This window comes from Ruegeria sp. YTSC199, assembly GCF_059609725.1.
Map to the genome: position 1 here is coordinate 46,998 of NZ_JBXWMF010000020.1, position 12,432 is coordinate 59,429.

General features: G+C 58.3%; 12 protein-coding genes. 3 read left to right on the plus strand and 9 right to left on the minus strand.

The genetic code is table 11. The features are described 5' to 3' along the window. Nucleotides 1–2 precede the first annotated feature (2 nt). Nucleotides 3–683: a GntR family transcriptional regulator gene (locus AC2FEE_RS18090; RefSeq protein ID WP_496866732.1), complete on the minus strand. Its 681-nt coding sequence runs from the start codon at nucleotides 681–683 to the stop codon at nucleotides 3–5. A 123-nt stretch (nucleotides 684–806) separates the two neighbouring features. Between AC2FEE_RS18090 and AC2FEE_RS18095 the strand changes: the two genes are divergently transcribed. Then, a complete protein-coding gene (locus AC2FEE_RS18095; protein ID WP_496866733.1) occupies nucleotides 807–1,826 on the plus strand; it encodes an AbrB family transcriptional regulator in 1,020 nt (339 codons plus the stop codon). Here the strand turns inward: AC2FEE_RS18095 and AC2FEE_RS18100 are convergent. The 5 genes from AC2FEE_RS18100 to AC2FEE_RS18120 all read right to left on the minus strand — a co-directional run bounded on the left by AC2FEE_RS18100 (nucleotide 1,795) and on the right by AC2FEE_RS18120 (nucleotide 7,424). Continuing rightward, nucleotides 1,795–2,775 (minus strand): D-2-hydroxyacid dehydrogenase family protein, encoded by a 981-nt coding sequence (locus AC2FEE_RS18100; RefSeq protein WP_496866734.1) that lies wholly within the window; start codon nucleotides 2,773–2,775, stop codon nucleotides 1,795–1,797. The two genes, AC2FEE_RS18095 and AC2FEE_RS18100, sit on opposite strands and share 32 nt — an antisense overlap. Next, complete coding sequence (locus AC2FEE_RS18105) at nucleotides 2,772–3,008, minus strand: hypothetical protein (protein WP_496866735.1); 237 nt, start codon at nucleotides 3,006–3,008, stop codon at nucleotides 2,772–2,774. The genes AC2FEE_RS18100 and AC2FEE_RS18105 overlap by 4 nt, the downstream gene beginning before the upstream one ends. Before the next feature lie 50 nt (nucleotides 3,009–3,058). Next, nucleotides 3,059–4,147 carry a 4-oxalomesaconate tautomerase gene (locus AC2FEE_RS18110; RefSeq protein WP_496866736.1) on the minus strand — a complete coding sequence of 363 codons (1,089 nt, stop codon included), beginning with the start codon at nucleotides 4,145–4,147 and terminating at the stop codon, nucleotides 3,059–3,061. Nucleotides 4,148–4,226: 79 nt separating this feature from the next. Further along, nucleotides 4,227–6,257 (minus strand): tripartite tricarboxylate transporter permease, encoded by a 2,031-nt coding sequence (locus AC2FEE_RS18115; protein ID WP_496866737.1) that lies wholly within the window; start codon nucleotides 6,255–6,257, stop codon nucleotides 4,227–4,229. A gap of 78 nt (nucleotides 6,258–6,335) precedes the next feature. Beyond that, the gene (locus tag AC2FEE_RS18120; protein WP_496866738.1) at nucleotides 6,336–7,424 is read right to left on the minus strand and encodes a tricarboxylate transporter; all 1,089 of its coding nucleotides are present in this window, start codon (nucleotides 7,422–7,424) and stop codon (nucleotides 6,336–6,338) included. 139 nt (nucleotides 7,425–7,563) lie between these two features. Here AC2FEE_RS18120 and AC2FEE_RS18125 point away from each other — a divergent pair, with 139 nt between their 5' ends. Next, nucleotides 7,564–8,232 carry a response regulator transcription factor gene (locus AC2FEE_RS18125; protein WP_496866739.1) on the plus strand — a complete coding sequence of 223 codons (669 nt, stop codon included), beginning with the start codon at nucleotides 7,564–7,566 and terminating at the stop codon, nucleotides 8,230–8,232. Continuing rightward, complete coding sequence (locus tag AC2FEE_RS18130) at nucleotides 8,229–9,596, plus strand: sensor histidine kinase (protein ID WP_496866740.1); 1,368 nt, start codon at nucleotides 8,229–8,231, stop codon at nucleotides 9,594–9,596. The genes AC2FEE_RS18125 and AC2FEE_RS18130 overlap by 4 nt, the downstream gene beginning before the upstream one ends. Before the next feature lie 555 nt (nucleotides 9,597–10,151). Here AC2FEE_RS18130 and AC2FEE_RS18135 read toward each other — a convergent pair. From AC2FEE_RS18135 to AC2FEE_RS18145, 3 genes are read right to left on the minus strand one after another with little or no spacing between them, the layout of a single operon-like run. Beyond that, complete coding sequence (locus AC2FEE_RS18135; RefSeq protein ID WP_496866741.1) at nucleotides 10,152–10,913, minus strand: ABC transporter permease; 762 nt, start codon at nucleotides 10,911–10,913, stop codon at nucleotides 10,152–10,154. Continuing rightward, nucleotides 10,910–11,656 (minus strand): ABC transporter permease, encoded by a 747-nt coding sequence (locus AC2FEE_RS18140; protein WP_496866742.1) that lies wholly within the window; start codon nucleotides 11,654–11,656, stop codon nucleotides 10,910–10,912. Before AC2FEE_RS18140 ends, AC2FEE_RS18135 begins: the two co-directional genes overlap by 4 nt. Before the next feature lie 9 nt (nucleotides 11,657–11,665). Beyond that, nucleotides 11,666–12,430 carry a transporter substrate-binding domain-containing protein gene (locus AC2FEE_RS18145; RefSeq protein WP_496866743.1) on the minus strand — a complete coding sequence of 255 codons (765 nt, stop codon included), beginning with the start codon at nucleotides 12,428–12,430 and terminating at the stop codon, nucleotides 11,666–11,668. Nucleotides 12,431–12,432 lie beyond the last annotated feature (2 nt).

Here is a 12,432-nt window from a genome sequence, read left to right on the forward strand (position 1 = left end):
ACCTATTGAGTTTGATCGGTTGTACGGTCGCGTTCCTGCAAGGCGCGAATGCGCATGCGTTGTGCCGCGTGGATGTGCGCGCGCATCTCAGACTCGGCCGTCGCGCCATCACGGGCTTTCAGGGCGGCCATGATGCGGCGGTGTTCGGCCACGGCAGCCTCGGCCCGGTCCGCATCCAGCAATTGTGACGGGCCCAGGATCAACAACGCCTTTTGCAGGGACAACATGGATTTAGCCAGAAACCGGTTCTTGGCTGCATCCAGAAGCGTCGCATGGAAAATCCGATTGATCCGCGCGGCATCCGCGCCAGTGCCTGCCTCGGCCAACCTGTCATTCAGCACGTCCAACTCATCCAGCTCGACATCTGACGCCGCCCGTGCCGCAAGACGCGCTGCGGTTCCCTCAAGCACAGCGCGCATCTCATAGAGTTCCATCACCTCGGCATAATCCAGGCTGCGGACCGTTGCGCCCTGCCGGGGGATATGCGTGACCAGCCCATCCGCTTCGAGTTGTCGGATCGCTTCGCGCACTGGCGTGCGGCTGACACCCAACCTCTCGGACAGCTCAATCTCGCGTAGGCGTTCGCCGGGCAGAAGAGTGCCTTCGCGGATCTCCTCCAGCAGGCGCTGATAGGCGGAGTTACCCTGTGGGCCGGGCTGTAACGGGTCGTCCTGAAGGGTCATCACGCGCTCACTTGCATTATTGTGTCCGTCTGTATACACTTGGATACATATTGAGTCAACCGCACCGGAACCGGCACTTTGACCACCCAGATCGAAGCACCCTCTGCAGTAAAAAAACGAGCCGTGACCTTCGCGCTTGCAGTGCTGGGTACCGGCGTATTCTGGGCTCTGAATTTGCCCTTGCCCTTTTTGTTCGGCCCAATGAGCGCCTGTCTGATTGCCGCTCTTGCGCATGCGCCGATGGAAGGGTTCGGCCAGATCTCGGTGGCGGCGCGCACCATTCTGGGTGTCGCGGTGGGCGCATCAATCACACCGGGCCTGTTCGCCGAATTGCCGAAAATGGCAGCGTCGATTGCGCTGGTTCCGTTCTTCATCCTGCTGATCGCGCTGGTCGGCGTGCCATTCTTCCGCAAGGTCTGGGGTTTCGATACGCCAACCGCATTCTATGCAGCCATGCCTGGCGGGTTGCAGGACATGATCATCTTTGGGACCGAAGCTGGAGCCAACCCGCGCACCTTATCCCTGATCCATGGCACGCGCGTGCTGATCATCGTGACATTGGCCCCGCTGTTCCTGACCGTGTTCTACGATGCCCAGCTGACCAACCCAATCGGAGAGCCTGCGCGCGACCTACCGGTACGAGAACTGGCTCTGATGGTACTGGCCGCCTTTATCGGCTGGAAGGGCGGCGAGCGCATTGGCCTGTTCGGCGCGTCCATCCTGGGACCAATGATCCTGACGGCCGCTTTGTCCCTTGGAGACTTCATCCATACCCGCCCCCCGCGCGAAGCCATCCTGGCTGCGCAGTTCTTCATCGGCTGCGGGATCGGCGTGAAGTTTGTCGGTGTCACCTGGGTGGAATTGCGCAAGGTCGTGGCGGCGGGTTGCGCCTACGTGGTTGTTCTGGCTGTGTTGGCAGCGGCCTTCACGGCAGTTGTCACTACGTTAGGGCTTGGTAAGCCGGTCGAGGCGTTTCTGGCCTTCGCCCCCGGTGGGCAGGCCGAGATGACGGTTCTGGCCATCGTTTCAGGCGCGGATCTGGGCTTTGTGATCACTCACCATCTGACAAGGATTGTGCTGGTGATCATCGGTGCGCCGATCGCCGCCAATCTTATTCTGAGGTGGTCCAAACCTCGGGGTTGATCATGTGGATCGGTGCGCCGTCAGCATAAGCATTCACCTGATCGAAAATGTCGGCAAACTGCAGGTCAAACTCATCCTCGGTCACAAAGCCGATATGCGGCGTCGCGATCAGGTTGGGATGCGCCAGCAACGGATCGGTCGCGTCGGCCAGCGGCTCGGTATCGAAGACATCAATTGCTGCTTTGCCGGGGCGACCGGCGTTAAGCGCCTCAAGCAAAGCGCCCGGAGCAATCAGCCCGGCTCGTGAAGTATTCACGAACAGTGCCCCGGGCTGCATCTGCGCAAAATCCGATGCGGTGATGATCCCACGCGTGTCCGGCTTCAGGCGCACATGGATCGAGACAACATCACTATCGACAAAAAACGCCTCCCGGCTCGGCGCGACCGTAGCGCCATCCGCCTGTGCACGTGACCGACCATCCTCGGATGACCACCAGACCACGTTCATCCCGAACGCCTCGGCGTAACCTGCAACCGCGCGGGCGATACGGCCGTAACCATAGAGCCCGAGCTGACGACCACGCAGGGTCTTACCTACGCCAGCCTGCCAGTGACCCGCTTTGACCGAGGCCATCTGCGCGGGCAAATTCCGCATCCCGGCCATGATCAGCGCCCATGTGAGTTCCGCTGCCGCATAAGACGGCGTGCCACTATGCATGTTCGAACATAGCAAAACACCCTGATCTGTGCAGGCCGTTACATCAACATGCGGATAGACGCTGCGCTGGCTGATCAACCGCAAGTTCGGCAGCTTTTCCAGCAAGGCGCGGGTGACTTTAGTGCGTTCGCGGAACAGAACCAGGACTTGGGCCTCTTGCAACCGCTCGGCCAAAGCCTCTGTATCCTCGACATGATCCGTCCAAACGGTCACATCATGACCCGTGAGTTTCTCAAAACACGGCAAGCCACGCAGCGTGTCGAACCAGTCATCCAGAATGTGTATTTTCATCGGCTTTCAATACCCTGCCCGGTGGTCAGTTTTCTTGGCGTCGGCACAAAATGCTGCATATCGAGCGCTGCCAGCGCGTTTCGAACGCGTTCGCTTTGGTCCAGCAGATGGTTGAATTGCTCGTCGCATCCCGCGATTGGCTTGGGATACTCGGCCATATCCCGCCGCAAGGCTGCTTGCGCCAACCTGAGCTCCTGACGCGCGATATCGAGGCATTCCGAGTAGTCGTCCATCGTGACCTCCATTTTTGTATACCGTAGTATACTATTTGTGGATTTTCCGATCAACTCCCATTCCACACCGATTGCGGCACATAAACATGCCCGTCCGCCAGCTTACGCGCGGTCCGCACAAGGCCCGCAGAATTAACGGTGAACCCATGGTCCGTAGCGAAATCAACCAATACGTCGATCTTGCCCGAAGCGTGTTCCAATATGACTTCAGCCGGGCTTGTCGTCGGGCGATCCAGCAAACTGTCCGCGACCGTACCGGGCGTCAAAGCACAAGACGCCATGCACTGGGCACCAGTAACCGCCATGGTCGGATGGGTCTTCCACGGCATGAAGTACCGCACCGCAAGAGTTCCGCCCTCTTTGGCAGGCGCGACAAGTCCGAATTTGGGGATCACCGATTTCGACACATCCCCCATCCCCATCCGTTCCCCGGCTTCGATCCGAACGGCCTCCATCCGGTCGAAAAAGGCGCGGTCAGCGTCCAGCTCGTCGGCATTTTCATAGCCCGTCAGCCCGAAGTCAGCGGCGCGGGCAATGGCCATTGGCATGGCGACATCCATGCAAGTCAGTTCGATCCCCTGAACCGTATCGCGCAGGTTGCCTGTGGGCAGGAAAGCGCCCGTGGCCGATCCCACTACGCCCATGAAACTCAGCTGTACCGGCGCAGACTGGCCCGGTACCCCGGCAATGCCGGTATGACCCTCATAGGTAAGCTTTCCTCCCGGTGTCTGGACCCGGGCCACGACACGGGCCCCGGTGTTGACCGCCCGGATTCGAATTTCGGCCTCATCGCCCTGCGGTTCGAACAGTCCCATTTCGATGGCAGCGGGGGCGACGCCGGACAGGATGTTCCCACAAGTCGGTTTGAAATCGACCAGCTTTTCTTCGACCGCAACCTGCGCGAAGAAGTAGTCGATATCGGCCCAGTCATCCTCGCTGATCGATAGCATCGCGACCTTGGTGGTCACCGCTGCACCGCCGCCGATGCCATCGATGTTCAGCGATTGCCCAGCCCCGAGGGCAGAGATCAGCACTTTGGCGAGAGTGTCCAGATCTTCGGGCAGATCCGAGCGGCGGAAATACGGGCCCCGAGAGGTGCCGCCCCGCATGAAAACATATGGGATTGCTGTTTGGGTCATCGGGTACCCCCCGGCCAATACGGTGTGGTGTTTCCTCTGCCCGACCCTTTGCTCAGGTCAGGCAATTTCATTGGGCTGCTCATTTCAATGGCCAGGGCAGGCTGACCATGTCCTGCAACAGACCCGGCGGGAAATCCCGGTTCAAAGCACCCGCCATCAGGCACATAAAGCCGATACCGCAGGCGGTCAGGATCAACGCCATCTGCCAGCTGGCCCCGGCCCGGATGCGGAAAAACGCGATCAGGAAGCCCAGCAGTGCAAGGATGAACCCCACCACCCATGTTGCCGCGATCAGACCTGCGAACCACGCCAGCGTGGACCACAAACCATGGGGGGCACTGGCGTCCTCACCCGCGATTTCCTTGTCGGCAAAGATCGCATCACCCTCGGGCCGCCGCATCATCTGGATCAGCAGGATCACGCAGCAGAACAAAGAGATGCCGCCGATCACCAGCGGGATGATCTTGTCGGTCATGTTGTAGTCAGGGATCATGTTGGCATTGACCAAAGCCACGATCAGATAGGCCATAATCACCAGCAGAAAGACCAAAGGCGCACGTTTGGTTCCGGCCTGAACGTCGCCCTCAGCCATGATCATCTTGGCCTGCCGGATGCCCAGAATGACCGAAACAACCGTGACCACGATCAGAACGATGACGATGGGGCTGAAGACATACTCCATCCCTTCGCCAAAGCTTTTGCGGAACCGGAACGAGGCGATCTGGAAGGCTTGATTGGTGAATTTCTCAACCGGGTTCGACAGAACAAAGCCGATCAGGAAAGCCGGGCGCGACCAGTCGAAGCGGCGCAGGAAGATACCGATCAAGCCAATCACAAACAGGGCTAAAAGATCTTCGAAGTTCTGACCGGATTGAAATGCTGCGAAGCTGATCAGCATAAACAGGAACGGTGCCAGATAGGTGAAGCGGATCGTGGTCAGCTTGGCGATCCCGCCCGAGGCCGCGATGCACAGGATGGTGCCCACCACGTTGGCCAGCGCCAGCAGCCAAACGATGGAATATGTGATGTCGAGATTGTCCTGCAGCATGCTCGGACCGACTTCGATATCCCCCGATCCCAACAGAGCAACCGCACCGATGAAGATCGCCATCGAACCAGAGCCGGGGATGCCAAATAATAGCGTCGGCACCAGACCGCCGCCTTCCTTGGCGTTGTTCGAACTTTCCGGGCCGATGACCCCGCGTACTTCGCCTTTGCCGAAATTGCTTTTGTCCTTGGTCGTTTGAACTGAGTGACCATAGGCTATCCAATCGACGACAGAACCTCCGAGACCGGGAATGACCCCGACAACCACGCCAATGATCGAGCAGCGGACCGACAGCCAGATGTTCGCAAACCAGTCTTTGACGCCATCCAGCCATCCGGCGCCCAACGAAGCGCCTTTGGCAATCGAGCGATCCTGCCGCAGCAGCGAAACGATCTCGGGAACGGCAAAGATGCCCAGACCGACGATGACCAGCTTCAGACCATCCGTCAGGTAAGGAATGTCATAGGTCGCCATCCGAAGCGAGCCGCCCGCATCGGCCTCACCAATTGTGCCGACCATCAGACCCAACCCGGCTGCGGCGACGCCCTTCAATGGGATACGCCCGGCCAGAATGGCGACCATCGACAGGCCGAGAATGGTTATCATCAGCATCTCGGGCAGACCGAAGGCCAGAACGATCGGACGCGCGATGAGGATGAACATGGTCAGGAATGTCGCGCCAACCAGACCACCGAATAAGGATGAGGCAAACGCAGCGGACAACGCCCGCGCGGCCTCGCCTTTTTTTGCCATCGGGAAGCCGTCAAGCACGGTCGCCTGTGAGGCCGAACTGCCTGGTATCCCCATCAGAACCGAGGCAAATGTGTCCGAGGTCGGAACAACGGCGACCATTCCGATCATCAGCGCCAGACCCAGGATCGGGTCCATGCCAAACATGAATGGCAGCAACAAGGAGAGGCCGGCGATACCGCCGAGCCCGGGAAAGACGCCCACGGCCAGCCCCATGACAACGCCGAGCACAAGATAGCCCAGAACGATGGGTTGCAGGATCAAAGCCCACGCATCACCAAGCGCAGGAAGAGCGGTGGCGAAAACCTCCATAGCGGCCGCCTTTCATTAATTGTCTTGTGTGCAGAAAAGCGCGCGCCCTGCGTTGGGCACGCGCAGTGGCATGTCGGCTTAGTTCAGCTCGACGCCATAGGCCTCTTTCAGCCAGTTCAGGACGTATTGCTTGGCGTTGTCATCAACGTTCGTCGCTGTTTGCAGCGCCGCCTTGGAGCCGTCGCCCACGAACACAGGGTATTTGCCCACTCGCTTGGAGGAGATGTCCGCAAAGTCGCCACGCTCGGTCACCGCCTGGAACGCCGCAGTATAAGCATCGACCACCTCTTGCGGTGTGTCACCCGGCAGGAAGGCCAATTTCTGAACCGGGAAACCCGCAACGAAGAACGCTTTCCAGGCGTCCCAGGCTTCACCGCTGGTCTCGCAACCATCTGTGGCCTCACAGACCTCTTTGAAGGTAGGGATATCGGGGAACGTCGGATCGCGCACGATATTGCCATCGGCATCCAGCGCACCCCATGTCATCATCGGCACGGCCTGACCGGCCTCGACCAGCGGCGCCGAACCGCCCAGATAGCCCGAGGAGGTTTGATAATCGATATTGGCCTCGCCGCGCTCGAACATCAGGCGACCATCTCCACGGCCTTTGATGCCAAAGACCGGCTCCACATTCATGCCCAGCATCTGCCACGCCAACAACGGCACGAGATCCAGACGGGTCGCACCCTGCGAGCCGTAGATGAAATTGGTATCCTTCAGAGCGTTTGCGGACCCGTCGAACTTGGCCCCGTCCTCGACATTCAGATAAGCAACACCGCCGGTTCCGGACGCCATGACCGGGATCCAGTCGTTATACTCGTAGCGCACGCGCGGATCGCTCAGCAGATAGGGAAACTGAGTTGAACCGGATGTGCCAAACAGCAGCGTACCGTCATCGTGGCTTTGCTCCTGAAACCAATTCGCGCCCTTGGTCGAACCTGCACCGGGCATGAATTTAACCACAACAGTCGGCTGACCCGGCAGCGCCTCGGACAGAAGCGGTGCGAAGAAATTGGCCCATTTTGCAGAGCCCCCCGTTTCCGAGAACGGAATGACCCACTCGATGGTCTTACCCGAGAAATCGACCTCGGCAGCGGCGGGCGCGGCAAGTCCGGCGGCGGCGATCAGCCCCACGACGGCGCGGCGGGTGAAGTTGGAATTGGCCATTGGTTCCTCCCTGTTGACCAGACAACCACGTCAGCGCGCTTGGCACCACCGTGATCGCAAATAGAACTGTGGGGTTGATTCCCCCTCCCATCTGGCAATCATGGAGCGCCAACCTTGCGCGAAACTTGCGGGAGCCCAAATGCGGATCGTCATCGTCGAGGACAATGAAACCCTTGCCAACGCCATTGCCTATCGTCTGCGGGATCGGGGCCATGCCGCAGATGTGCTGACCGATGGCGACGCCGCCGACCTTTATCTTGAACAGGAAGGCGCAGACCTGATCGTTCTGGATATTAACCTACCCGGCCGGTCAGGGCTCGAGATCCTGCGTTCGCTGCGCAACCGGGGAGACAGCGTCCCCGTCATTCTGCTGACCGCGCGCAGCGAGACCAGTGACCGGGTTGCGGGTCTGGATATGGGCGCGGACGACTACCTGGTCAAACCGTTCGAGATGGACGAACTTGAGGCCCGCATTCGCGCCCTGTCCCGCCGCAAACAACTGGACTACGGCGCGCGCGAGACCATCGGAGACCTGGAATTTGACCGTACGGCCCGGCAGGTCAGCGCAAAGGGGCAGGTGCTTGACGTGCCAAGACGGGAAATGGCCGTGCTCGAATGTCTGCTGGAGCGTCGTGGCAGGATTGTCCCCAAAAGCCAGCTGACTGATTACGTCTACGGCGTCGGCGCAGATGTCGATGACTCCGCCGTTGAACCGCATGTGTCGCGGTTGCGCAAGCGCCTCCAGAACCTTGGCATAAGGATCAAAACAGCCCGTGGCCTTGGATACCTGCTTGAGGTGCAGAAGTGATCAGGCATGGTTCGCTCAGGCTTAGGCTCTTCATTCTGATCCTGACGCCCTTGGTGTTGCTCGCAATCCTGCTTGGGTATTGGCGCTTCACAGTTGCCCAGCAAACGGCGCAAGAGCTTTTTGACGACAGCCTGTTATCCGCCGGTCTGGCAATCTCGCGCGATGTGGCGGTGTCGGAAGGCGATGCATTGTCGCCCACCACGCGCAGCTTAATCCGCGATGCATCGGGTGGAGAGATTTTCTATCACGTGACCGGACCCGGCGGTATCTACGTGACTGGGTACGCGTATCCTCCGGCCTCAGCAAACGCGTCAGAGCAGGATGTTTACCAGCCGCAGTTTTTTGAGGCTGTTTATCGTGACGAGCCGGTGCGCGTGTTGAAGATGACCGAACGGGTCACACTAGACAATCTGGTGGGGGATGCGACGGTCACGGCATGGCAACGCATCGCGGACCGCGATGCCTTTGCCAATGAATTGTCGATCCGCGCAGCAATCCTGATGGGTATCCTGATGGCCACCCTCGCCTTCGTCGTCTGGTTCGGCGTTGCGCGCGGCCTGCGACCGTTGCTGGACTTGCAAGACGCCATTGACCTGCGCTCTCCCGACGACCTCAGCAAGATCAAACGCCCGGTCCCGATCGAAGTCCACGGTATTGTTCAGACCTTGAACAGGTTGTTTGGGCAGGTCGAACACAGCATCAACGCCCATCAGGTGTTTATCTCAGAAGCTGCGCATCAACTGCGAAATCCGGCAGCCGCGGTCCAGTCCATGGCCGAGGCGCTGCGAGATGCAAAAACGGATGAGGACAAGGACAAACGCATTGTCGAGCTTGTGGCCGCGGCAAAGAATTCGGCGACGGTGGCAGAACAACTATTGTCGCTGGAACGACTGCGGCAACCTACCCATCAGGATCAGATGGAAAAAACTGATTTCCGTTTGGTCGTGGAAGAGGCTTGTGCAGAGATGGGCGTGCACATCCTCGCGAAAGGTATCGACTTCGAGGTCACCATGCCGGACACGCCGATCATGGTCTCAGGGGATCGCGTGTTTTTGACGGAAGCCATAAAGAACCTGCTGGACAACGCAGTTAAGCACGGCGGTGCTAAGTTGAGCCGAATTTCAGTTGCGCTGCGCGTTGACGGCGGGAATGTCAAACTAACTGTGGCCGATGACGGAACGGGTCTTTCGCCCGATCAAAGCGAAGCAGCGTTTAGTCGGTTTTCGCAGCTGGAGTATTCCGAAGGCAGCGGTTTGGGGTTGTCAATTGTCTCAGCGGTGGCGAAGCGCCATGGAGGAGAGGTTGCAATCAACCAAGTCGAAAAAGGAGCGAGCATTACACTGGAGCTTCCTATAGTCCTGTAAATCGTTTCAAACTTCACTCGAATTCCTAAACCCGTCACAACCAAAGCGCATTTTTTGCGATTGCAGCGAATGTCTGCTGTCCGCCCATTCCATTGAATAACAACATCTTGCTCTCGCAGAAATTGACGGCGCAGCCTGCACCGCCTCTCTTTTACCGGGGCCAGCGGGATTTGGACAAGCCAAACGCCCCTGACCGTCAGGGGAATGGCGCTGCCTTCCCCCTTGAGCAACCCTATTAGACAAAACCGTGTCCTCGGCTGCGCCCTTGGCGTTTGACCTGCAAATCATCCCTGATTTTCCCAAAAGGAAGACAGGATCAATGGAAGCGGTTTGGATGCTCGATGATGGAAGTGAGGGGAAAATGGCAAGGTACTGTCGCTGGTGGCAGAACTATGTGTCGCCTCACTAATTGTGTGGAACGTCACTTATCTTTGACTCAATCGGCGGCCAAAACCTCAATAAATCAGCGATGAGCGTCACTCTAATCTGCTCCAACGTCAGGCATTTCTGACCTAATACACCTATCGACCATGCGTAGGCACTGCTGCCAATGCCTCAAATTCCCTCAAATCGTCGGAAGGCCAATGCAATCAAACCGGCGATGGCCATGTAAACCAATGCCAGCAACAGCAGGGGCTCATAGACAACAAAGGTGTCTGCCCGAACCCGGGACGAAACCGCATATATCTCGACCACCGTGATAGTCGCTACGAGCGGTGTCGCTTTGAGCTGCAAGATGGTTTCTCCGCCCAAGGTAGGCAGAACATTACGTACGGCTTGGGGTAACCAGATCCGACGGAACATTGTGAAACGCGGCATTCCGAAGGATTTTGCAGCCTCCAATTGCCCTTTTGCTACACTGGAAAACGCGCCCCGCATGACCTCGCCCTCATATCCAGCAAAGGACAATGTCAATGCAAGGACAGCGTAGGGCCAAGCCTGACGCAGGTAAGGCCATAGTTCCGACGATCGAATCCAGGGAAACTGCGGAAACAACGAACCAAGCCCGTAGTATAACAACCATATCTGCAACAGCAGCGGTGTGCCGCGAATAATCGTGCAGAACACTCGGGCGGGCGTGGCCAAGTACCAAGGGCCAACCGCTTGCGCCAATCCCAGCGGCACAGCCATTAGAAAGCCCAAGACGGTTGTGACCACCAAGAGCCAGATTGTGGTCCAGAGACCCTGCAGCGCCAAAGGGGCATACTTTGGGATCCAATCCCAACGCAGCGAGAAGGCACACCAGATCACCAATGCTGCAAACAGCAGCATCATAACGATACGGTGTGGTTGCATAAGGGCTTTTACGGTGATCATGCAGAGCCCCCCTTCAACGAAGGTTGACCACGCCGCGCCCATTTCTCGATGCGAGCAAAAACGACCCCCGAGAAAAGGGTCACCATCAGGTACAGGAAGCCCGCCGCCAAAAAGAAGGTGAAATAGGCACGGGTACTGCTTGCCGCTTGACGTGTTTCCAGCGTCAACTCGCTGAACCCGACCACTGCAAGCAAGGCCGTGTCTTTGGTAGCGATGAGCCACAGGTTGGCCAGCCCCGGCACCGCAAATCCCATCATCGCTGGGATGGTCACCCGGCGCATGATCATGAAAGCGGGCATTCCGTAGGATTTCGCCGCTTCGATCTGCCCAACCGGCACAGCTTTGATAGCGCCACGCAGCACCTCGGTCGCATAGGCCCCCTGCACTACGCCCAGCACCCAAATACCGGCGGCGACGCCGTTGATTTCAACCCGACCGCCTCCGACCGCTTCAGAGATCTTGTTGATGATATCGCTGCCAACATAGTACAGGATCAGGATCAGCACCAACTCAGGCACCGCCCTTATCACTGTTGTGTAGATAGCAAGAAGGTCACGCGTGACCTTCCCGCCGTAGAGTTTCCCGTAGGCACCGAACAGCCCGATAACCAGCCCCATTCCAAATGCGCCGAAGGCGATCTGTAGGGATTTGGCAAGCCCGCGTAACAAGTTGCCGCCCCAGCTTGACAGCGACAGCAACTCCATGCTGGTGCCAAGGCCCAGTGTCTCTAACAGTCCGGTCACAGCAGCGCCTTAGTAGATGCTGGTGGTGAAATAGCCCTCGGTGATTTTCTCGTGGGTCCCATCGGCAAGGATCGCCGCGATCCCTTTGTTAAGTGCTTCAAGAAGCTCGGCATCGCCCTTGCGCACACCGGCACCTACGCCACGACCCAAGATTGCGGGATCATCCGCGACAGCACCTTTGATTTCGCAGCAGCTGCCATTGTCCGAATTCACAAAATCCGCCATGGCAATGCTGTCCGCCTGAGTGGCGTCGATACGGCCCGCGAAAAGGTCCTGGTTGGCTTCATCCTGCGTCTGATAGACCTTCAGCTCTGCATCCTTAAAGTATTCCTGAGCATAAGCCTGATGGATCGTCGAGGCTTGGATTCCGATGATCTTGCCTGCAAGAGACTCTGGGGTCGCCTCGATATCCATCGATTTGTCCGCCACGATCACTGCGGGCGTATTGTAATACGCGTCGCTGAAGTCGATGGTTTTTAGCCGCTCTTCGGTGATTGACATCGAGGCCATGATCGCGTCGATCTGCTGGCCGGTCAGCGACGGAATGATACCGTCCCAAGCAACAGGGGTGATCACGCAGTCGAGTTCGGCGGCGGCGCAGACGGCATTGATCACCTCAATCTCCCATCCGACCCAATTGCCCGAGCTGTCAGGTGAAGCAAACGGGGGATAGGGTTCGGCGGCGATACCGATCTTAACTTGTTCAGCTGCAGCCGCGCCTGCAGTTAGAACGGCTACGGCAGACGCTGCAGTCAGAAGTGCTTTCAATTTCATTA